This is a genomic window from Salipiger sp. 1_MG-2023 (assembly GCF_030547555.1).
GTDB lineage: Bacteria > Pseudomonadota > Alphaproteobacteria > Rhodobacterales > Rhodobacteraceae > Salipiger.
Genome location: NZ_JAUOQN010000025.1, coordinates 40,438 through 63,386, shown reverse-complemented (window position 1 = coordinate 63,386; position 22,949 = coordinate 40,438). Strand labels below are relative to the sequence as shown.

Genomic DNA, 22,949 nt, shown 5'->3' with positions numbered 1-22,949 from the left:
TCCAGGCATAAAAGGTGCCTTCCGACATCCCGTGCTTGCGGCACAGATCAGCGCACTTCGCGCCGGCCTCATGTTCGCTCAAAATGCCCCCTCTCGGCAGCATTCTGCGAATGCGCCTGCCGGGCAGTGGATGATCTGTTCTTCGCTTCATTGTCCGTCCCTTCGTTGGGTCGGACTCTAATTTCAAATGGAGAAAAAATCCCGTGGCAGGTCACCGGCGTTGAAGCGGTTCATGAGGGCTATGCGGATGTGTATTTCGGCGGTCTGGCGGTCGGGATCTCTGGCCATGATGCGCTCACCGAAGGCCTTGAGGCAGCGCATCCATTGACCGGCAGTGCATTGCGCAGCAATGTCACGAGAGGGGGCGCCTCGATGCGGCTGCGGGCGTGGTATCCGGTCCAGCGCTTCCAGAACGCCCTGCCATAATGTCGGGTTGCGCGCAGTGTTTCGTTTTGGGCGCGCGCGGCCGGGCAATCGTCTTCACAGCCGCCCGTTCTTGCGGATCGGAATGATTGGGTTGGCTGCTCGCGCGAGGATGGCGGTGTGGCAGCGGCGTCTGTCATAGGCACCATCGGCGGTCACCGTGCCGATCTGCTCGTCCGTCGGGATCTGTCCCAGCAGGTCCGGCAGCACAGGGCTGTCGCTTGCCCGACAGGGCATTGCGCCAGCAATGTCCCGAGAGGGGCCGTCGCGGCTTGGGGTGAATTCCACGGCGCGGATGTCGGATGTGGCCGGGTCCATGGCCAGATGCACCTTGCGCCATTGGCGCCGCCCCTGCACCCCATGCTTGCGGGCCTGCCATTTATTACCCGGCAATGGTTTGCTTGCAAACCATGAGAGGGCGCCGTCGCCGAGGAACTTGATCCCGGTGCTGTCTGTCACCCGGCAGGGCATCACGAAGTGATGTCCCGAGAGGGCACGAGCAGGTTCAGCGGCCCGTCGGAGCGGCGATAGGGGATCTGCACGGCCAGCGTCTTCTGCCTGCGGCACAGGGTGGAAAAGTCGGGCACCGGCCAGTCCAGCCCCGCCAGTTTCAGCAGGCTGGCCACCATCCCTGCGGTCTGGCGCAACGGCAGCTTGAACAGCACCTTAATCCCCTCTCGGGACATTGCTGTGCAATGCCCTGCCGGGCAATGGATCAGCAGGGCCCCCCGCTTCCGCAACGATGCGTTGTAGCTGGCCCAGTTCGTGGTGCGGTAGCGGGCGGGTGATGGTTTGCTCATCAGGCGCGTCTAACGGTATGGATTCGCGAAGTGAATCCTTGTTCGTCGGAGTTGCGCAACAACGCCCATGGAATGGGCCGAGCACAAGGGCATCGTCCTGGCCCATATTCAGCCCGAAAATCCTCAGCAGAACGCTTATGTCGAGCGCTACAACCGAACGGTCAGGCACGAATGGCTGGACCTCCACATCTTCAAAACCATCGACGAGGTGCAGCAGATTGCCACCGAGTTTCTCTGGTCCTACAACAACGAACGCCCCAACATGGGCAACGGCGGGATGACACCCGTCCAGAAACTGAAAATGGCCGCATAAATTCTACGACCAAGCCCCCGAAAAAACGGGGGATTACCGGTGGACTGGTTCAACAACCGCCGTCTGCTTGAGCCTATCGGAAACATTCAGCCGACAGAAGCAGAGGCCAATTTCTATGTGGCTATGGAAACTGAGGAACGAGCCGCGTAACTAACTGCAATCAGCCTCCGGCAAATCCGGTGCGGTTCAATCTGTCCTGATCCCCGAGGGCGCTCAGGCCCTTTTCAGAACGCGTCTAGCTGCCCATCCTGACAGTGAGAGGGTCTTCCTTCCCCGAATGGCCCATCAGAGCCTCTGTCGGCAAGGTCTACGCGCTTCGTCTGCGCGCTTCCGCAGTGGTTTACCCGCCACCGCCGCGACATCCTTGGCAAAGACACTGACGGCAGCCAGTCACTGCACTCGATACGACACACATGGTGAACCGTGGCCTTACGTGCTCGCACAAGCGAAGCTGACCTCGTCGGGCGGGGCCGCGCTCGCCCAACTGCGCATTGGCGTGGCAATCCGGGCAAAGCTTGTACGAGCACATCCCCTCCTCGCAGCCTGACCGACCGGCATCAAAGTAGCAGAGCATGATCCGCCCCAGTTTCGCTTTAGACCGAACAAACAAGCAACGGCGAAACCGGAGAGGGTCACACCGCCCGCTCGAAACCGGTCGCGGTCAGGGGCAGCTGGCCAACCAAAGCGAAGGCGTATGAGCGCGCAAGGCGCCGCCGCTATGCGTGGGCCCAATCGTTAATCTCCCCTACGTCAATGAGGGGAGTCAATGCACGCCCGTTTTCGACCGTTATGGTTAACACATTGCAGTGGTGGCACGGGGATTCAGCTACCGCCAACGCAAGACGGGAGGAAGACATGTCTATCCAGTACGAATACGATTTACAGACCTATAACGCCGGGGCGAACATCACCGGCATCCACTTTTTCGACTATGATGGCGACGGTGACGCCGATGTGCTTGTCGGGAATTATTCGGCCCGCACCATCGAAATCTGGGAATGGGACGCCACGCTTGGCCAACTCGTGATGCAGGACTCGATCGGCCCCTTGCCGTCGAACATTCACGACACTGCCGCTGCCGACTTCAACGAAGATGGCGAGGTCGATTTTGCCATCGGCATCCGTTTCCGTGGCCTGTATACGGCCCTGTCGTTGGACACCGGCACCGACTACACCCCGATCACGCAAGAGGACGGAACCTATACCTGGCAGACCACCGCCGAGGATTTTAACGGCGATGGCCACGTCGACATCCTGCAGGGCATCAACGGCGGGCTGTTCAAGATCCACTATGGCGATGGCAACGGCAACTTCACCCAAGGGGCGGCGCCCGTCCCCGATGTCTCGGGTCATACGCGTGGACTTGGGTTCTCTGCCATCGATCTCAACGGTGATGGCTTGCTGGACCTGATCGGCATGCAGGCCGCAGGGGCATCGAAACTTGCGGTTTACATCAACCAGACCGACGCGTCCGGCAACCCTGCGTGGTCGGGGAATATCGCCGCGTCGACCCCGACGCTTGGCTTCGTGGAATCAAACGCCGGCCCGGCGGCCGCCGACATGAACCACGATGGCTATTACGAGCAGATCGCGCTTGAAATCGAAACCGTGAATTCCGTCCTGCAAACCAATGTCATCGTCTATGACGGCGGCGAGGATGCGGGCGGCAACCTGACATGGACCCCGCGCACCATCGACACCTTTGTCGGCCGTGGCATCGGGGCGATCGTGGGTGACGTCAATGACGATGGCTACGATGACATACTCACGGGGGGTGTTCAGGGGGCGAATGGCCTCAGGATCTACCTCTCTGATGGCGACGGTGGGTTTCACAAGATGCACGTCCTGCCGGATCAGGCGTTCTCGAATCTCAACGGCATCTCGCTCGGCGACGTCAATGGCGACGGGCTGACCGACATCGTGTCGTCGCTCGGGGGCGGCGGCGGGTTCGGCGTGCTGCTGGCCTCGACCGTCTGTGAAGGAGTCACCTACGGCACTGGCGCCGACGACATGCTGCGCGGGGGCGGCTCGGTCGATTGCATGTTCGGCCGCGATGGCAACGATGCGATCGACGGGCGGGGCAACGATGACAAGCTCTATGGCGAGCTTGGCAACGACTTCCTCAATGGCAACTCGGGCAATGACATGCTCGACGGCGGCGGCGGCAACGACAAGCTGAAGGGCGGCAACGGCGACGACCTGATGAAGGGCGGCAGCGGCAACGACAAGCTCACCGGTGGCAATGGCGACGACCAGATGCTGGGGGGCTCGGATGATGACCGCTTGTCCACCGGCGCCGGCAATGACATCGCGTTCGGACAGGCCGGGAACGACATGCTTCTGTGCTTTGGCGGCGACGAAGATCTGCTGGTGGGCGGCGCCGACGATGACGAGTTCAAGTGGGTCCAGTCCTCTGACGGGGCAGAGCGCGACACGCTGATCGGTGACGACCACCTGACCGCATCCTGCACCACCGATGACGGCGTCGTGGTGGTCGAGAACGGCTTTGACACCAGTCTGGGCTTCGATGTCGCGCGGCTGTGGGTCGACACTGCCGCGACCGCCGACGCGCTGATCGCCGAGATCGCAGCCAGCTACGACCCGAACGCGTTGACCACGCTGACCTCGGTCGCGCTTACCGTTGCCGAGATCGACGAGTTCTATATCCGCATCGAGGGCGAAAGCGGCGTTTACGCAAGGCTCGACGCGGATGATTTCGCCTTCTGACAAGAGGGCCGCAAGACCCGGCCGTGCGGGACAAGCGACATCCCGCACGGCCCTTCTGCTGCGTCCAACCCGTCGCGGACCCTGCGCCCTCGCCGGGCGCTTGCGGACAGGCCCCCCAAGGCCCGCCGCACGGGGATCCCTCAGCGCCTGCGGATCTGGCGGGAGAGCTCCGCGATTTCAGCGGCGTGGCCTTCCTTTATCTCGCTGATGGCACGGCTGATGCAGGCGCGGTCCTGCGAGGTCCACAGTCTGGGATAATGAGAGACGGCACTCATGGTTAATGTCGGGAACCCCGCACCGAACGGCAGCCCGAGATAGGCTCCGATATTCAGGTCGGGGATGGCAAGGCAATCGCGCAGCAACGGATGCGCTGCGGCATTCTCGATGCTCAACGGAACGCCCATTCCGACGGTGTGCTGACAGATCGAATGGCTCAGCGGCATCTCGCGTGCGAATTCCGGTGGCAGCGGCGCACCGATATGCATCAGCACGTATTGCCTGTCTGACGTCACATCGTTGATCAGCACCTGATCCGCTTCGAGAAATTCATGCGCGCTCTTGACGATGCCAAGAAGGTTTCTCTTCGGCGCTCTACAGGTATCGCACCCGTGCATGTTCGCCCACCCGCTGTTCGCTCAGGGCAATGCCGGAAGAAGTCACACGGCCCCGCCTGTCTTGCTATGCGGGAAAATCCTCAAAAAATCCATCCTAAAATCACCTTTTGACCTGCGCGTCGGCGGGCGTCTCCCGCAGCGCCATGCCATCTGAAACGCCGATATCGGGAACCAATTCGGTGCCATCGCGCTTTTACTCGAACAGAGGAGAGGTTCGATGCCTGATAAAGCCCCCGCCTGGGTCGTGCCCGTGATGCGTGCTGGCTACGCCGCGCGCGGCGCCGTCTACATCATCGTCGGGGGGCTGTCCCTGTCCGCCGCCATCTACGGAGGACAGGCCCAAGGCACCACCGATGCGCTCTCGACACTGCGCGATGAGCCGTGGGGCGTTGCCCTGCTCTGGGCCATCGCCATTGGCATGATGGCCTATATGGTCTGGCGGCTGATCGACGCCGCCATGGATCTTGAGTGCGAAGGCTCGGATGCCAAGGGCCTCGCCGCCCGCGCCGGTCAGGCGATCACCGGGTTGATCCACGGTGCCATCGGTGCCTCGCTCGCCGCCACCGCGATGGGGGGCGGCTCGCAGGGCGGCGGCGCGCAGACCGCCACGCAAAAGCTGATGGCGATGCCTTGGGGGCCATATCTGGTGATGGTGGTCGGGATCGTAACCATCGGCGCGGGTTTCTATTATGGCTACAAGGGCATCGCGGAAACCTACAAGGCCGATATCCGGGTCACCGATCTGACGCAGAAGCTGAATCCGGCAATGAAGGCCGGATTTATCGCCGAAGGTGTCGTTGTCGCCATCATCGGTGGGCTCATCTTCTTTGCCGGTTTCAACCACAATCCCGGCGAGGCGGGCGGCGTTGGCGAGGCGCTCTCGACCCTGCGCGATTCCCCCTATGGCGCGATCCTGATGGGGATTATCGCCGCTGGTCTCGTCGGCTTTGGCATCGAAAACCTTGTCGAGGCCCGCTACCGCATCGTGCCGCGCCATTCGGGCGAGGATGTGATGACTTTTGCCCGTCGCGCCAGGCTGAAAGCCGAAGGCAAGCTGCGCGAGGCGACGGCATGAGCCTGCGGGCGGGCTAAGCGCTTTACCCTGCCCGCTCATCCAGCTATCCACCACCGCAACAAATGCTGTGGTGAGACGATGCCCGACCTTCTGATCGAACTATTTTCCGAAGAAATCCCCGCGCGTATGCAAGGCCGTGCCGCCGAGGATCTCAAGAAGCTCGTCACCGATGGGCTGGCCGAGACCGGTCTGACCTATGCCGGTGCCGCCGCCTTTTCCACGCCGCGCCGCCTGACACTGACGGTGTCCGGTCTGCTCGCGGCATCCCCGGCGATCCGCGAAGAACGCCGTGGCCCCAAGGTCGACGCCCCTGCGAAGGCCATCGAAGGCTTCTTGCGCGGCGCGGGCGTGAGCCGCGAGCAATGCGAGGAGCGCACCGACAAGAAGGGCACGGTGCTGTTCGCCATCATCGAAAAGCCGGGCCGCCCCGCCGCCGAGATCGTTGCCGAGGTGCTTGAAAAGACCATCCGCAATTTCCCTTGGCCGAAATCCATGCGCTGGGGCGCGGGCAGCCTGCGCTGGGTGCGCCCGCTGCAATCGATCCTGTGCCTGCTCAGCGATGAAGGCGGCAGCGAAATCGTACCGCTAAGCGTCGATGGCATCACCGCCGGGCGCAGTACGCAGGGCCACCGTTTCATGGGCAATGGCGCCTTCGATGTTTCTGGCTTTGATGATTACGAGGCCAAGCTCAAGCGGTCCAAGGTGATCCTGTCGGCGCGAGAGCGCGCCGATACCATCTGGCACGACGCCACCACCGCCGCCTTTGCGCAAGGGCTCGAGGTGGTCGAAGATGCTGGCCTGCTGACCGAGGTCGCCGGCCTCGTGGAATGGCCGGTGGTGCTGATGGGCAAGATCGGCGCGCCCTTCCTTGGCCTACCGCCCGAGGTGCTGCAAACCTCGATGAAAGAGCATCAGAAGTTCTTTTCGGTGAAAAACCCCGCCACTGGCCGGATCGAAGGCTTTGTGACCGTCGCCAACATCGAGACCAGCGATGACGGCGTGACCATCCTTGCGGGCAACAACAAGGTGCTGTCGGCGCGCCTGTCGGATGCGCGGTTCTTCTGGGAAAACGATCTGCGCGTCGCCAAGACCGACGGGCTGGAGGCGTGGACGGATCGCCTGTCGAACGTGACCTTCCACAACAAGCTCGGGAGCCAGAAGGACCGGATCGAGCGCATCGCCGCCCTCGCCCGTGAGATCGCGCCGATGGTCGGCGCCGATGCCGATCTCGCCGAACAGGCGGCACGGGTCTCCAAGGCGGACCTGTCCTCGGAAATGGTGTTTGAATTCCCCGAACTTCAGGGGTTGATGGGCCGCTATTACGCCGACGCGGCGGGCCTGCCCACCGAGGTCGCGGCGGCCTGCCAAGAGCATTACTCGCCCCTTGGCCCGTCCGACGACGTGCCCACCGCGCCGGTCTCGGTCGCCGTGTCGCTGGCCGACAAGCTCGACACGTTGACCGGGTTCTGGGCCATCAACGAAAAGCCGACCGGCTCGAAAGACCCCTTCGCCCTGCGCCGCGCCGCGCTGGGGGTGATCCGGCTGGTGCTGGTGAATGGGCTGAAGGCCAGCCTTGTGACGACGCTCGGCAAAGCATTCACCGCACATGGCGAGAACGCCCCTGCCGACGATCTCCTCTCCTTCTTCCACGACCGCCTCAAGGTCCATCTCAAGGATGAAGGCATTCGCCATGACGTGATCGACGCCGTGCTGGCGATGCCCGGCAGCGATGACCTGTCCCTGGTGGTGGCGCGCGCGCGGTCGCTGTCCGAGACGCTGAGCACCGAAGACGGCGCAAATCTCGTGCAGGGGTTCAAGCGGGCCAACAACATCCTCACTCAGGCCGAGGAGAAGGACGGCGTTGAATACAGCTTTGGCGCTGACGTGAAATTCGCCGAAACCGACGAGGAAACGGCGCTTTTTACGGCACTCGATGCGGCCGATGCGACCATCAAGCCCGCCATGCTGGCCGAGGATTTCGGCAAGGCCATGTCATCCATGGCCAATTTGCGCGCGCCGATAGATGCGTTTTTCGATGCCGTGCAGGTCAATTCCGACAATCAGGTGGTGCGCCGCAACCGGCTCAACCTTCTGTCGCGCATTCGCACGACGTGCCTTCAGGTCGCCGATCTGACCCGGCTCGAAGGCTGACGCGAAGCCGATTTCACAAATGGTGCCTGAAGGTTGCAAAGCGACCTTCGGCAGGGGCAGCCGTGTATACCATTGTTGCCCCCGAGGCCCACGCGGATTAACGTCATCTTTGCTACCAAACGTGATAGTGTAAAAACCCGTTTTCGGGTTATGCTGCGACGCAGAAACTTCAGATGGACGCCCTTGTGCCCGATACGCTTCGCCCCGAAGATCACGACCCCGACGTGACGCTGATCACGTCATCGGCGCCGATTTCGGTGCCGACCCATGGCGGGCGGGCCAAGTGTCTTCAACGGCTTGTGCGGCTCGATCTGCCGGTGCCCCGGACCGTTGCGCTCAGCTTTGACACGGTGCACCGCATCGCGCAGGGCGATCTGCCAGATATCAGCGCGATTCTGTCGCGCTTTGCCGAAGGCGCGCTGCTTTGCGTGCGCCACTCCTCCGAAGACATGGATTGGGGCGGCCCCGGTTCGGTGCTCAACATCGGGATGAACGACGCGACCTATGTGGCCCTGTGCGACGAGATCGGCAAGGAAGCCGCCAGCGCGCTGTATCAGCGCTTTGTCATGGCCTTTGCCATCCATGTCGCCCGGCTTGATCCCGATGTGTTCGAAGACATCGGCTGCGTCGGCCAAGAGGGGCTGTCAGCCGCGCTCAAAGCGTATGAGGAAGAGGCCGAAGAGCCGTTTCCCCAATGCGTCGAACGCCAGCTGGCCGAGGTGCTGCGCTCGATGGCGCGGGCATGGGAAGGCACCACCGCCCGGTTGCTGCGCCAGGCGCGCGGCGCGCCGGTCGATGCCGGCCTGGGGCTGATCGTGCAGGAAATGGCGCTGGGGCTGGGCATCGGCGAATGCGGCTCGGGGGTGTTGCAACTGGTCGATTCCGACACCGGCCTACCGCAGGTGACTGGCCGCTACCTGAGCCAGAGCCAAGGGCGCGAAGCGCTGCACGGCACGGCCTCGCTTTATCTGGCGCGCGATCCGCGCGGCCCCTCGCTCGAAGAGCTGGAGCCAGCCGCCTTTCAGGAACTGAAGGAATACGCCGCCTTCATGCGCCAGAAGCTGCGCGCCGAAATGCAGATCGAATTCACCATCGAGAACGGGCAGGTGCATATTCTCGACGGGGTGCGGGTCAAGCGCAGCTCGCGCGCGGCGCTGCGCATTGCGGTGCGGCTGGCCGAAGACGGCATCATCTCCAGACAGGAAGCGGTGATGCGGGTCGAACCGCACGCGCTGACCGAATTGCTGCACCGGCAGGTCGACCCCGAAGCGAAGCGCGATTTCATCGGGCGCGGGGTTGCCGCCTCGCCCGGCGCCGCCACCGGGCGGATCGTGTTCAGTTCGAACGAGGCGCAGGCCTCGGCGGCGCGAGGCGAACCCTGCGTACTGGTGCGGCGCGAAACCTCGCCCGAGGATGTGCGCGGCATGCATTGCTCCGCTGCGGTTCTGACCGAACGCGGCGGCATGACCAGCCACGCGGCGGTGATCGGGCGCGGCATCGGCCTGCCCTGCGTGGTGGGCGCGGTGCGCATGGGATTCCGCCACGATGACAAGGTGTTGCTGGCCGAGGATGGCCGCCGCTTTCGCGAAGGCGACATCATCACCGTCGATGGCAGCGCCGGGCAGGTTCTAGCCGGCGCGCCAAAGATGATCGAGGCGGCGCTGGACGACGTGTTCCATGTCTTTATGTCCTGGGCCGACGCGGAACGTGACATCGGCGTGCGCGCCAACGCCGACACCCCGCAAGACGCGGCCACTGCGCGCAACTTCATGGCGCAGGGCATCGGCCTGTGCCGCACCGAACACATGTTCTTCGAAGAAGACCGCATCACCCCGATGCGCGAGATGATCTTTGCCGACAGCCCCAAGGACCGCGAGGCGGCGCTGGCGCGACTGTTGCCAATGCAGCGCAAGGATTTCACCGAGCTTTTCCGCATCATGGAAGGCATGCCGGTCTGCATCCGCCTGTTCGACCCGCCGCTGCACGAATTCCTGCCCAATGATCGCGCCGGGCTGCGCGCGCTGGCCGAAGCGGTCGACCGCCCGGTGTCCGAGGTGACCCGCCGCGTTGCAAGCATGGGGGAATACAACCCGATGCTGGGGATGCGCGGCGTGCGGCTTGGCATTACGGTGCCCGAGATCTACGACATGCAGGCCCGCGCCATTTTCGAGGCGACGCTGGATGCCAGCCGCATCGGCGCGCCGGTGGTGCCCGAAATCATGCTGCCGCTGGTCTCGGCCTGCCGCGAGGTCGAACTGGTGCGCAATCGCATCGACGCCGTCGCCTCGGCAGTGCGCAACGAGCGCGGGCGCGATTTCGACTACTCGCTTGGCGTCATGGTGGAAACGCCCCGCGCCTGCCTGCGCGCCGACGAAATCGCGCAGCACGCGCATTTCCTGTCCTTCGGCACCAATGACCTGACGCAGATGACCTACGGGTTGTCCCGCGACGATGCGGGGCGGTTCATGTCGCATTACGTGCAGCAGGGCGTCTTTCCCGAAGACCCGTTCCATCGGCTCGATGCCGAGGGTGTGGGCGAATTGATTCGCATCGGGGTCGAACGCGGGCGGCGGGCGAATGGCGGCGTTATGCTGTCGGTCTGCGGCGAACATGGCGGCAATCCCGAATCGATTGCCTTCTGCCGAAGCGCCGGAATCGATTATGTCAGCTGCTCTCCGTTCCGGGTTCCGGTCGCCCGGCTGGCTGCCGCTCAGCTTGCGATCAGAGACAAGATCTCGTAGTCGCGGGAATTTTATCTAATGAATACATCATCTTAACAAAAGCTTTTGGCCAAAATCCGCCGATCTGCCGCCCTGCGGGTAGACGCGACGGAACAAATTCAATAGCTCACCCCCCGGACGAACGGCGGCTATGGGGAGCCGCACCGGGACGTAACGAGGGACTGATGATCAAAGCAACGATGTTTGCGCTGGCTGCGTTTGCCGCGGCCCAGCCTGCTGCTGCCGAAGTGAAGCAGGATAATCTTCGCCACTTGGTGAATCTGGAACAAAAAGGGCTGAGCAGCGCGAAGCCATCGCATCTCAGATCGCTGCTCGCGCTGGATGCAAGCGGGGCGATCACCCCCATCTCATACAACCGGGAATGGCTGTCAAGCCAGCCGGTCGCCAAGGGCGGCTCGCAATGGGAATGCCTCGCCGAAGCGCTGTATTTCGAGGCACGCGGTGAAAGCGTCAAGGGGCAGTTCGCGGTGGCCGAGGTGATCCTCAACCGTGTCGACTCGCCGCGTTTCCCCGCCACGGTCTGCGGCGTGGTGAATCAGGGAACCGGGCGCAAGCATGCCTGCCAGTTCACCTTTACTTGCGATGGTGTGCCCGAGACGATCTCCGAGCCGTTGGCCTGGGACAGGGCCGGCAAGATCGCCCGCCAGATGCTTGACGGTGCGCCGCGGGCCCTGACCGAAGGCGCCACCTTCTATCACACCCACGCCGTGAACCCCTACTGGGCCAAGAGCTTCACCAAGACCACGTCGATTGGCGATCATCAATTCTATCGCGCCGGCTACCGCGTCAGCAGCAACTGACGCAGGTGGGCGGTCAAATGCCGCCTCCGGGCCTCGCGCCCGCGCGCGGCCTGCGCTAAAGGTCGCGGCAAGGACCACAACCCGGAGCCCCCGCCATGGCCGACGAGATCCGCCTTGCCTTTGCCCACCCGTCGGAACGGGCGATTTCCACCGAAGGCACGGCGCCGCGCGACCGCATCTCGCTGCGCGAGCATGTGCGCGAGGTCGAGATCGGCGCCTTTCAGGCCGAACGCGGCCACACCCAGCGCATCCGCTTCGATGTGGTGGTCGAGGTCACGCCCACCGGCGGGCCGCTTGACGATGATGTCGACCGCATTCTCAGCTACGACCGCGTCACCGAGGCGATCAGCACCGAGCTGGACGCCGAACGGGTCAACCTGCTGGAAACGCTGGCCGAGCGCATCGCGGAACGCATCCTGCTTGAACCGCAGGCAATGCGGGTGTTCCTGCGCATCGAAAAGCTTGATCGCGGCCCCGGTGCGCTGGGGGTCGAGATCGTGCGTGCGCGCAGCGATTATGGCCGTCACCTCGCCGAAGTCGCCCGCCTGCGCCCGCATCCGCGCCTTGTATACCTGTCGAACGAGGCCATCGCCTCGGGCAGTCTGACGGCGCGAATCGACGCGCTGGCGGCGCTGCCCGAGCCGCTGATCCTCTGCGTCGGCCTGCCCGATCTGCCCCGCCCGCACGCCAGCCACCCGCTGGCGCAGCGGCGCATAGACCTGCTGGCCATCGAACAGAACGGCTGGGTGCTGGCGGCGCGCGATCCGCGCTGCAAGGTGGTCGCCACCCGCACCGAACTCGACTGGGCGATGAAGAACGGGCAGATCTGCATCTGGGCTCCATCGAAGATCGTGCTCGACGCGACGCAGGGTCCGGCCTCGCAGCAAGCCGACAGCGTGGCGCTGGCGGGCTGGTTCGCGGCGCAGATCGACGCTTGCGAACTGGTCACCATCGGCGCCCCTCTGCCCGAGGCGATCACGCTGCCCGCGCGGGTTGTCACGCTTTGAAACATCGCGCCGGGCGGGCGCTTGCCAATGCCCGCGCCCGGGGGCACAAGAGCGCCCATGCGTGACTATTTCCGACCCCTCGTCCGTACCGATGCCCCGCGCCCAAGCGATGCCCTGCCGCTTGCGGGCGGCCCGCGTTGGTTCACCCATGTCGCCCGCCACCGACGCGACGGCAGCGTCACCCGCCTGCCCGCCAGCGCCCTGCCGGATCCGGTCCGCGACCGGCTGACAGCGCCGCGCGGCACGGTGATGGGCCTGCGTATGGATCGCCCGCAGATCATGGGGATTCTCAACGTCACCCCCGACAGCTTTTCCGACGGCGGTCGTGACAGATCCGCCCCCGAGGCGGCGCTGCGCGGCCGCCGGCTGATGCAGGACGGCGCCGACCTGCTGGACATCGGCGGTGAAAGCACCCGCCCCGGTGCCACCGAGATCAGCACCGGCGAAGAAGTCGCCCGCACCGAACCGGTGATCCGCGCGCTGGCCGGGGTCCCGATCTCGATCGACACGCGCAAGCTGGCGGTGGCACGCGCCGCGATCCGCGCCGGGGCCTCGATGGTCAACGACGTGTCCGGGCTGACCTTCGATCCGGATCTGGCGCGCTATTGCATCGACAACGCGCTGCCGGTCTGCGTGATGCACTCCAAGGGCGATCCGCAAACCATGCAGGACGCGCCGGAATATGAAAACGTGCTGCTCGACGTCTATGATTTTCTGGAAACCCAGGTCGAGATGCTGCTGGCAAACGGGCTTGACCGCGCCAAGATCATCGTCGATCCCGGCATCGGCTTTGGCAAGTCGCAGGCCCACAACCTTGCGCTGCTGAACGGGCTGTCACTGCTGCACGGGCTTGGCTGCCCGATCCTGCTTGGCGTATCGCGCAAGGGCTTCATCGGACGCATCGGCAATGCACCCGAGCCAACGCAGCGCGCCCCCGGCTCGATCGCCGTGGCGCTTGCCGGCGTGGCGCAAGGCGCGCAGATCCTGCGCGTTCACGACGTTGCGCAAACCCGTCAGGCGCTGGCGCTCTGGCAGGCCGTAGAAACAGGAGCCCCCCATGACGCGTGATCTTTTCGGCACCGACGGCGTGCGCGGCACCGCCAACCTGCATCCGATGACCGCCGAAATGGCGCTGCGCATCGGCGCTGCCGCCGGGCGCTATTTCCGCCGCGAAGCGGGCGGCGTGCACCGCGTGGTGATCGGCAAGGATACCCGCCTGTCAGGCTACATGTTCGAAAACGCGCTGACGGCGGGGCTGACCTCGACCGGGATGAACGTGCTGCTGCTCGGCCCGGTGCCGACCCCGGCGGTGGGGCTGCTGACGCCATCGATGCGCGCCGACCTCGGCATCATGATTTCCGCCAGTCACAACCCCGCCGACGACAACGGCATCAAGTTCTTCGGCCCCGACGGGTTCAAGCTCTCCGACGAGGCTGAATCCGAGATCGAGGCGATGGTTCTGGCCGGCGTCGCCCCGGCGCAGGCCGGCAACATTGGTCGCGCCAAACGCATCGACGACGGGCGCTTCCGCTATCAGGAGCGCATCAAGGGCTCGCTGCCGCACGGGCTCAGCCTCGAAGGCATGAAAGTGGTGATCGACTGCGCCAATGGCGCGGCCTATCGCACCGCCCCCGAGGTGCTTTGGGAACTGGGCGCCGAGGTGATCCCGCTCGGCACCGCGCCGAACGGGCGCAACATCAACGACAACTGCGGCTCGACCAAACCGCACGCCGCCGCCGAGGCGGTGGTGGCCCATGGCGCGGATGTCGGCATCTGTCTTGACGGCGACGCCGACCGCATCATCCTCATCGACGAGACCGGCAGCATCGCAGACGGCGATCAGCTGATGGCGCTGATGGCCTCGCGTTGGGCCGCCGAAGACCGTCTCAAGGACGGCGTGCTTGTCGCCACGGTGATGTCCAACCTCGGGCTTGAACGCTATCTCGGCGGCAAGGGCCTGCGGCTCGAACGCACCCGCGTCGGCGATCGCTACGTGGTCGAGGCGATGCGTGCCAATGGCTGGAACCTTGGCGGCGAACAGTCGGGCCATATCGTGATGACCGATTACGCCACCACCGGCGACGGTCTGCTGGCGGGCCTGCAATTCCTCGCCGAAATGGTCCAGACCGGCCAGCCAGCCTCGGCGCTCGCACGTCGCTTCGATCCGGTGCCGCAGCTACTGAAAAACGTCCGCTTCACTGCCGGGCAGAAACCGCTAGACGCAGCCTCGGTGCACAGCGCCATCAAACATGCCGAGGCGCAGCTGGTCGGCAAGGGCCGCCTGCTGATCCGCAAATCGGGCACCGAGCCGCTGATCCGCGTCATGGCGGAATGCGAAGACGACGCCCTGCTCACGCAACTGGTCAACACCATCGTCGCCGAAATCGAAGCCGCCGTCTGATCAACCGCGCCGACCCCCGGCTTCTTCTGGCCATAAATATCCCGGGAGGGGGGCGCGCAGCGCGGGGGGCTGGCCTCCCTCTGCCCTCAACCCGGGGCGCGACCCTCCGGGCAAGCCGCCCTGTCACCCGCGCACAACCCGCGGTCTGCGGCGCAACATCCGGCGAGCCAACCCCGCCACAAGTGCCAGCGCCAGCCAGCCCGCGCCGAACCCGGCGGCAGCATAGGTCACGCCCTCGAAACTGACGGGCAGCGCCGGGCGAAACGCCTGCCAGGCCCGCGCGGCAATGTCCGGATCGCCCAGATGCCCCGCAAGCCGCGCCCGCATGAAAGGCCCCGCCCCGTCCAGCGCCGCCAGATCCCCGGCCAGCCGTTGCTGCCGCGCGATGGTCTGGCGCATCGACTCCGCCCGCGCCGCGCCAAATTCACCCGCCGTCGCAAGCTGTCGCAGCGCTTCGCCGCGATCCAGCCCCACCCCCGCCGCATCGTGGTCGAACTGGGCGACAACGGCACTCAGCTCATCGACCGCGCCGCCAAGACGCTGGGTATATTGCTGCGAATATTCGGGAAACTGTGACAGCCCGACCGCCCCGGTCATCCCGGCGATCATGGCAAATGCGCGTGTGATCATCTCTGCCTCCTGACCCTCTGGCGGGGTCTCTGGGCGCGATCATAGCGCAGAAGGGCCCGCCGTGTCAGCGGGCCCCGTGCAGGCTCAATCCATCAGATCAGGCGGCAGACACACCGTAGATCGCCGCGACCTTGGCCACGGCGGCCTCGGGCGGCAGCTCTTCGCTCTCGCCGGTGCGGCGCGAGGTCAGCTCGACCACGCCATTCTTCAGCCCGCGCGGGCCGACGGTGATGCGCCACGGCAGGCCGATCAGATCCATTGTCGCGAATTTCGCGCCAGCGCGTTCCTTGCGATCATCATACAGCGGGTCGAGCCCCAGCGCGACAAGCGCCGAATGCAGCGCATCGCAAGCTGCATCCGCCTCGTCATCGCCTTGCTTGAGATTGACGATGCCGCAATGGAACGGCGTCACGCCTTCGTGCCAGATGATGCCCTTGTCGTCGTGGCTTGCCTCGATGATCGCTCCCAGCAGGCGCGACACGCCGATGCCGTGGCTGCCCATATGCACCGCCACATCCTTGCCCTGCCCGTCATTGACGGTGGCGTTCAGCGCGTCGGAATATTTGGTGCCGAAGTAAAAGATCTGCCCGACCTCGATGCCGCGCGCGGTGCGGCGGCGTTCCTCGGGAACCTGCGCTTCGAACTCCGCCTGCACATGAGTTTCATCGGTGCGGGCGTAGCGCGAGGTGAATTCCTCCATCACCGCCTGACACTGTTCCACGCTGTCAAAATCGATGGCGCGCTCGCCGAATTTCAGATCGGTGATCTGCGAATCGTAGAACACCTCGGATTCGCCGGTCTCGGCCAGCACGAGGAATTCATGGGTGTCCTCGCCGCCGATCGGGCCGGAATCCGCGCGCATCGGAATCGCCTGAAGGCCCATGCGCTCATAGGTGCGCAGGTAGCTCACGAGGTGGCGGTTGTAGGCGTGCAGCGCGTCTTCTTTCGTCAGATCGAAGTTGTAGCCGTCCTTCATATAGAATTCACGACCCCGCATCACGCCAAAGCGCGGGCGGATTTCGTCGCGGAATTTCCACTGGATCTGGTAAAGCGTCAGCGGCAGATCCTTGTAGGACGACACGTTGGCGCGGAAGATGTCGGTGATCAGCTCTTCGGCGGTGGGCGTGAACAGCATGTCCCGGTCGTGCCGGTCGGTGATGCGCAGCATCTCGGCGCCGTAAGCGTCATAGCGGCCCGACTCGCGCCACAGATCCGCAGACTGAATGGTCGGCATCAGCATCGGGATATGCCCGGCGCGCGCCTGTTCCTGATGGATGATGTCCTCGATCTTGCGCAGCACCTTGAAGCCGAGCGGCAGCCAGGAATAAATTCCGGCGCTCGCCTGCTTGATCATGCCAGCGCGCAGCATGTAGCGGTGGGAAACGATCTGCGCCTCGGCGGGCGTTTCCTTCAGGACGGGCAGAAAGTAGCGGGATAGGCGCATGGGGTGCGGGCCTCAAACTGAATTCAGGGGTCCGCGTCGGGGTATGCCAAAGGCCGCGTTCAGGCAAGGGGGCAGCGCTTGCAGACCCCGGCAAGATCAGACCATTGACGCAAGCAGCCTATGGCCGCGCCCGGCCAGCGCCCTTGCAACCTGCCCCGCAAATCGCGATGTAGGGTCAGGACCTACTCAACGAGGCGCGACATGGCCCTGCCCGTCAGGATGCAACTGAAATACTGGGGCATCGCCGCCATCGTGCTGGCGGTGATCCTGTGGTTCCTTGGCGACGTGCTGCTGCCCTTTGTGCTGGGCAGCGCCATCGCCTATTTCCTCGACCCGGTGGCCGACCGGCTGGAACGCGCAGGGCTGAGCCGTGCCGGGGCCACCGCGACGATCACCGTTGCCGCGATCCTGATCTTCGTCATTCTGGCGCTGGCGGTGGTGCCGGCGCTGGTCAAGCAGACGACGCAGCTGGTCGACACCGCGCCGCAGCTGTTCCGCAACCTGCAAACCTTTCTGACCACGCATTTCCCCGAGATGATGACCGAGGGAAACCCGGTGCGCGAAACACTGGTGTCGCTGGGCGACACCGTCAAGGAGCGCGGCGGCGAGCTGATCAATACCGTGCTCAGCTCTGCGGCCTCGGTGATCAACATCCTGATGCTGTTCGTCATCGTGCCGGTGGTGGCGGTCTACATGCTGCTGGACTGGGACAACATGGTCGCCCGCGTCGACGAGCTGCTGCCGCGCGATCATGCGCCGGTGATCCGCCGCATCGCCAGCGACGTCGATGACACGCTGGCCGGGTTCCTGCGCGGCATGGGCTCGGTTTGCCTGATTCTGGGCTGCTATTACGCGGTGGCGCTCTGGGCGGTGGGGCTGAATTTTGGCCTCGTGGTGGGTGTGGTCGCAGGGCTGCTGACCTTCATTCCCTATGTCGGGGCCATTGTCGGCGGCGCGCTGGCCATCGGGCTGGCGCTGTTCCAGTTCTGGGGAGACTGGGTGTGGATCGCCGCGGTAGCGGGGATTTTCTTCATTGGCCAGTTTCTCGAAGGCAATTTCCTGACGCCCAAGCTGGTCGGAGAATCTGTCGGGTTGCACCCGGTGTGGCTGATCCTTGCGCTGTCGGTGTTCGGCTCGCTGTTCGGCTTCATCGGGATGTTGGTGGCGGTGCCGCTGGCCGCGGCGCTGGGGGTCATCATGCGTTTCGTGGTAGACCAGTACCGATCGAGCCGTCTATATACCGGCCTTTCCAGCGACCCGGACCAGTGACCCAGCCCATGCAACCGCCGCCGCGCCAGCTTACCCTTCCCCTTCCCGTGCGCGAAGCACTGGGGCGCGAGGATTATTATGTCTCGCGCTCGAACGGGCTGGCGCTGGCACTGCTGGATGACTGGGCGGGATGGCCCAATGGCAAGATGATCCTTGTCGGGCCGCGCGGCGCGGGCAAGACCCATCTGGCCCACGTCTGGGCCAAAGAGACCGGCGCCACCATCATCCCCGCCGCCGATTTGCCCGGCGCGGATATCCCCGCCCTTGTGCGCCGCCCCGTCTGCGTCGAGGATGCCGACCGCATCGCCGGTATGCGCCCCGCCGAAGAGGCGCTGTTCCACCTGCACAACCTTGCGCTGGCCGAAGGGCGTGCCTTGCTACTGACCGCCTCGGCGCCGCCGCGCGGCTGGGGGCTGACCCTGCCCGACCTGCGCAGCCGGATGGAGGCGAGCCAGACCGCCACCCTGCCCGATCCCGACGACAACCTGCTGAGCGCGGTCATTGCCAAGACCCTGAATGATCGCGGCTGCCTGCCCGCGCCCGAGGTCATCCCCTATCTGGTGCGCCATATGCCGCGCAGTTTTTCAAGCGCGCTGGCTCTGGTCGATGCGCTGGATTCACAGGCGATGGGACGGCCCAAGGGCATCACCCGCGCCCTTGCCCGCGACGTGCTGGTACGGATGACCGGCCTGCCGGGCGCAGACGATTGACCCTGCCGCTCGCAACGCGCATGATCCGTCACGTTCCTGTTGCAATTTCTAAGACATAAGCGGTTCCATGAACATCGCAGATTTCCTCACCGCCCCCATCCCGCCCGCCACCGAAATGCCCGAGATGGACATCACCGGCCCCGAGCGGTTTTACAATCGTGAACTCAGCTGGCTGGGCTTCAACTGGCGTGTGCTGGAAGAAGCCGAGAACCCGCGCGTGCCGCTGCTGGAACGGCTACGGTTCCTGTCGATCTCGGCCACCAACCTTGACGAGTTCTACACCGTACGCGTCGCTGGCCTGCGCGAACTCGCCCATGCTGGCAACACCAATCCCGCCGCCGACGGGCTGAGCCCGGCGCAGCAGCTGGTCAAGATCAACGAGATCGCGCGCGCGCTGATGATGCATCAGCAAAAGGTGCTGCACCAGCTCGAAGCCGAGCTGGCCGAACAGGGCATCGACATCGTGCGCCTGCACGAGCTGACCGATGCCGACCGCACCCATCTTGAAGAGCAGTTCCTGACGCAGGTGTTCCCGGTGCTCTCGCCGCTGGCGATCGACCCGGCGCACCCGTTTCCCTTCATCGCCAACATGGGCTTTTGCCTTGCCATCCAGCTAGAGCGCAAGCGCGACCGCCGGGTGCGCTCGGCCCTGCTGCCGATCCCGCATCAGATCGACCGGTTCATGCGCCTGCCCTCTGACGACGGGCAGTTCCGGTTCATCTATCTTGAAGACGTGCTGCTGCTGCACATCGAAAGCCTGTTCCCCGGCTACCGGGTGAAAGAACATTTCGGCTTCCGCGTGCTGCGCGACAGCGATCTGGAAGTCGAGGAAGAAGCCGAGGATCTGGTCCGTGAATTCGAGGTGGCGCTGAAACGGCGCCGCCGGGGCGAGGTGGTGCGCCTGACCATTACCGCCGGAACCTCTGAAACCCAGCGCCGCGCACTTCAGCGCGAATTGCATGTGCAGGACGACGAGGTGATCGAGCTGGACGGCATGATCGGCATCGCCGACCTCAAGGAGCTGGTTCTGGATGCCCGCCCCGACCTGCTGTGGCCAACCTTTACCCCCCGCGTGCCGGAACGGGTGCAGGATCACGACGGCGACATGTTCGCGGCCATCGCGCAAAAGGACATGCTGCTGCACCACCCTTACGAAACTTTCGACATGGTGGTGCGCTTTCTCAATCAGGCGGCGCTGGACCCCAATGTGGTGGCGATCAAGCAGACCCTCTACCGCACATCGCACAATTCGCCCATCGTGGCCGCGCTGTGCGAGGCCGCCGAGGAAGGCAAATCCGTCACCGCGCTGGTCGAGCTCAAGGCCCGTTTCGACGAGGCCGCCAACATTCGCCAGTCACGCCGACTGGAACGCTCGGGCGCGCATGTGGTCTACGGCTTTCTCGACTGGAAGACCCACGCCAAGATCAGTCAGGTGGTGCGCCGCGAGGGCGACCGGCTGGTGACCTACACCCATTGGGGCACCGGCAACTATCACCCGATCACCGCCAAGATCTACACCGACCTGTCGTTCTTTACCTGCGATGCGGCGCTGGGGCGCGATGCGGCCAAGGTCTTTAACTACCTCAGCGGCTATGCCCGCCCCGAGGGGATGGAGAACGTGGTGATCTCTCCCAGTGCGCTCAAGCCGCGCATGCTGGAACTGATCGCCGCCGAAGCCGAACACGCGCGGCAGGGCCGACCCGCGCGGATCTGGATCAAGATGAACTCGCTGATCGAGCCGAACATGATCGACGCGCTCTATGCCGCCAGTCAGGCCGGGGTAAAGATCGATTGCGTGATCCGCGGCATCTGCGGGCTGAAGCCGGGCATCAAGGGCCTGTCGGACAACATCCGCGTCAAATCGATCATCGGGCGGTTTCTGGAACATTCGCGCATCGCCTGCTTTGGCAACGGTCACGGCCTGCCGCATGCGAAATCGCGGGTGTTCATCTCGTCTGCCGACTGGATGGGGCGCAATCTCAACCGGCGGGTCGAAACCGGGGTCGAGATCATGAACGCCACGGTCAAGGCGCAGATCGTCAGCCAGATCATGGCCGCGAACCTTGCCGACACCGCACAAAGCTGGGTGATGGAACCGGATGGCACCTTCCTGCGCCACCCGGTGCCCGAAGGTGCGCCGCTGTTCTCCTGCCACCGGTTTTTCATGGAGAACCCGTCGCTTTCTGGGCGCGGCTCTGCCGGGGCCAAGGACGTGCCCTCGCTCACCCACGACGACTGAGGCCACGAAAATGCGGCGATCCGCGCACGGGTCGCCGACATATTCCGGCCATAGAATCAGCACCTTGATACCGTGAACGCTTAAGTTGCGGGTAAGCTGGCCTTGCGAGGCTGATCTCGCGCCTGAGGACAGGTGGCACGTGTGGTCGATGGCATGTCGGCAGGGCGCGTTTCCGGCCGAATGAGTCGGACAGGACGGCTCATGAACAGGGGGCCAGCTCTGCGCGAAATGCGCCGGTCAGACAAGGCGGGGCCCATGTCCAGTTTGCTTACCAACAGCGGCGCGTCGGTCGCGCTGCAAACACTCAAGTCGATCACCAGCGAAATCTCGACCGTTCAGGCAGAGCTATCGACCGGGCGCAAGGTTTCGGGATCAGAGGACAATGCCGCCGTCTGGGCGATCGCAACGCGGATGGAAGCCGACGTGGCGGGCTATGCCAAGATCTCGGCCAGCCTCGCGCTTGGCAGCGCAACCGTGGCGGTGGCGCGCTCCGCCACCGAGACCATCACCGAGCTGCTGACCGACATCAAGGGCAAGGTCATCGCCGCACAGGAACAGAATGTCGATCGTACCAAGATCCAGTCCAATATCGATGCGCTGCGCGAGCAGATCGGCGTGGTGGTCGAGATGGCCCAGTTCAACGGTCTGGATCTGCTGACCAACACCGATACCACCGTTGGATCGGGCCGCGAGGCCATTCTTGGCTTTCTGCAACGCGACGCCGCCGGGGTGCGCGAGGTCGATATCCATGTGGCGCGGCAGGATCTGGGCACCGGGGCCAGCGCGGTTTCCGCCACCGGGGGCACGTTTTCCAACAGCGTTGCCAGCGCCACCGTCGGCGCGACGAAGACCGCCACCATTGATGCCTCTGCCGTCAGCGTGGTGGCCGGACAGGCGTTTTCGCTCAATGTTTTCGGCACAGATGCCGATGGCTCCGGGTTTGCTCAGGCCGATCTGCGCACCAGCGCCGCCGCCAGCCAGACCCAGAGCGAAATGGCGGCCTCGGAAATCTCCTACGTGGCGCGCGACGGTGACACCGCCAGCGACGTGATGCGCGCGCTCGCCAGCCGCTTCACCGGCTATGCCACCAGCAAGGGCATCGAGCGCAATGTGCTGAGCATCACCGCCTCGGGCCGGTCGCTGAACCTGACCAGTTCTGTGACCAGCGCCGCCGATCAGATCGCCGTGTCGCTGACCTCGCTCAGCGCCGATGCGGGCAACACCATCGGCGGCGGGCTGGAACTGCTCGCAGGCCTTGATGTGACAAGCGAGGCTGGCGCCGGACTTGCGCTCAGCAACCTCGACTCCCTGATTGAGGTGTCGATCTCGGCAGCCGCCGGGTTCGGTTCGGCGCAGAACCGCCTTGCCACGCAGAGCGCCTTCAACGACACGCTGGTCGACGCGATGAGGAGTGGCATCGGCACATTGGTCGATGCCAATCTCGAACAGGCCTCGGCCCGGCTTCAGGCCTTGCAGGTGCAGCAACAGCTTGCCGCGCAGGCGCTGGCGATCGCCAACAGCGCCCCGTCGAACATTCTGAGCCTGTTCCGCTGATCGCCCCTAAATCATCGACCCGCAGGGAACCCTTCAGCGCTGACACAGGTT

General features: G+C 64.5%; 16 protein-coding genes and 2 pseudogenes. 13 read left to right on the top strand and 5 right to left on the bottom strand.

What is annotated here, in order from left to right; all coding sequences use genetic code 11:
• The coding region (locus Q4543_RS13370; protein ID WP_303438981.1) for a transposase at positions 1-103 on the bottom strand (103 nt) is incomplete at its 3' end.
• A gap of 80 nt (positions 104-183) precedes the next feature.
• A pseudogene (locus tag Q4543_RS13365) lies at positions 184-1,223 on the bottom strand (IS5 family transposase).
• A 67-nt stretch (positions 1,224-1,290) separates the two neighbouring features.
• Between Q4543_RS13365 and Q4543_RS13360 the strand changes: the two are divergent.
• A pseudogene (locus Q4543_RS13360) lies at positions 1,291-1,536 on the top strand (integrase core domain-containing protein); the annotation flags it as partial.
• Between the two features lie 855 nt (positions 1,537-2,391).
• On the top strand, positions 2,392-4,263 hold the full coding sequence (locus Q4543_RS13355; RefSeq protein WP_303438980.1) for an FG-GAP-like repeat-containing protein: 1,872 nt from the start codon (positions 2,392-2,394) through the stop codon (positions 4,261-4,263).
• A 140-nt stretch (positions 4,264-4,403) separates the two neighbouring features.
• Here Q4543_RS13355 and Q4543_RS13350 read toward each other — a convergent pair whose 3' ends face one another.
• Positions 4,404-4,790, bottom strand: coding sequence for a hypothetical protein (locus Q4543_RS13350; RefSeq protein WP_303438979.1), 387 nt, complete (start codon positions 4,788-4,790; stop codon positions 4,404-4,406).
• A gap of 304 nt (positions 4,791-5,094) precedes the next feature.
• On the opposite strand from Q4543_RS13350, the gene Q4543_RS13345 reads away from it, so the two are divergent.
• The 7 genes from Q4543_RS13345 (at position 5,095) to glmM (ending at position 15,052) form a co-directional block, all read left to right on the top strand.
• Positions 5,095-5,952, top strand: coding sequence for a DUF1206 domain-containing protein (locus tag Q4543_RS13345; protein WP_303438978.1), 858 nt, complete (start codon positions 5,095-5,097; stop codon positions 5,950-5,952).
• A gap of 78 nt (positions 5,953-6,030) precedes the next feature.
• Positions 6,031-8,103, top strand: a complete 2,073-nt coding sequence (gene glyS, locus Q4543_RS13340) for a glycine--tRNA ligase subunit beta (protein ID WP_303438977.1) — start codon at positions 6,031-6,033, stop codon at positions 8,101-8,103.
• A 173-nt stretch (positions 8,104-8,276) separates the two neighbouring features.
• Positions 8,277-10,844 carry a putative PEP-binding protein gene (locus Q4543_RS13335; RefSeq protein WP_303438976.1) on the top strand — a complete coding sequence of 856 codons (2,568 nt, stop codon included), beginning with the start codon at positions 8,277-8,279 and terminating at the stop codon, positions 10,842-10,844.
• 164 nt (positions 10,845-11,008) lie between these two features.
• Positions 11,009-11,644 (top strand): cell wall hydrolase, encoded by a 636-nt coding sequence (locus Q4543_RS13330; protein WP_216005471.1) that lies wholly within the window; start codon positions 11,009-11,011, stop codon positions 11,642-11,644.
• Positions 11,645-11,739: 95 nt separating this feature from the next.
• Entirely contained in the window at positions 11,740-12,651 is a 912-nt protein-coding gene (locus Q4543_RS13325; protein WP_303438975.1) for a dihydroneopterin aldolase, read from the top strand.
• A gap of 57 nt (positions 12,652-12,708) precedes the next feature.
• Positions 12,709-13,719, top strand: coding sequence for a dihydropteroate synthase (folP, locus tag Q4543_RS13320; protein WP_303438974.1), 1,011 nt, complete (start codon positions 12,709-12,711; stop codon positions 13,717-13,719).
• Complete coding sequence (gene glmM / locus Q4543_RS13315; protein ID WP_303438973.1) at positions 13,709-15,052, top strand: phosphoglucosamine mutase; 1,344 nt, start codon at positions 13,709-13,711, stop codon at positions 15,050-15,052. Before folP ends, glmM begins: the two co-directional genes overlap by 11 nt.
• A 123-nt stretch (positions 15,053-15,175) precedes the next feature.
• Here the strand turns inward: glmM and Q4543_RS13310 are convergent, their stop codons facing one another.
• Both Q4543_RS13310 and proS read right to left on the bottom strand, forming a co-directional pair.
• On the bottom strand, positions 15,176-15,682 hold the full coding sequence (locus tag Q4543_RS13310; RefSeq protein ID WP_303438972.1) for a DUF2937 family protein: 507 nt from the start codon (positions 15,680-15,682) through the stop codon (positions 15,176-15,178).
• 97 nt (positions 15,683-15,779) lie between these two features.
• On the bottom strand, positions 15,780-17,126 hold the full coding sequence (gene proS / locus Q4543_RS13305) for a proline--tRNA ligase (protein ID WP_303438971.1): 1,347 nt from the start codon (positions 17,124-17,126) through the stop codon (positions 15,780-15,782).
• A 201-nt stretch (positions 17,127-17,327) separates the two neighbouring features.
• On the opposite strand from proS, the gene Q4543_RS13300 reads away from it, so the two are divergent.
• The 4 genes from Q4543_RS13300 (at position 17,328) to Q4543_RS13285 (ending at position 22,898) form a co-directional block, all read left to right on the top strand.
• Positions 17,328-18,395 (top strand): AI-2E family transporter, encoded by a 1,068-nt coding sequence (locus Q4543_RS13300; protein WP_216005465.1) that lies wholly within the window; start codon positions 17,328-17,330, stop codon positions 18,393-18,395.
• Between the two features lie 8 nt (positions 18,396-18,403).
• Positions 18,404-19,105: a chromosomal replication initiator DnaA gene (locus Q4543_RS13295; RefSeq protein ID WP_303438970.1), complete on the top strand. Its 702-nt coding sequence runs from the start codon at positions 18,404-18,406 to the stop codon at positions 19,103-19,105.
• Positions 19,106-19,172: 67 nt separating this feature from the next.
• A complete protein-coding gene (locus Q4543_RS13290) occupies positions 19,173-21,344 on the top strand; it encodes an RNA degradosome polyphosphate kinase (protein WP_303438969.1) in 2,172 nt (723 codons plus the stop codon).
• Positions 21,345-21,599: 255 nt separating this feature from the next.
• Positions 21,600-22,898, top strand: coding sequence for a flagellin (locus Q4543_RS13285; protein WP_303438968.1), 1,299 nt, complete (start codon positions 21,600-21,602; stop codon positions 22,896-22,898).
• Positions 22,899-22,949: the final 51 nt, after the last annotated feature.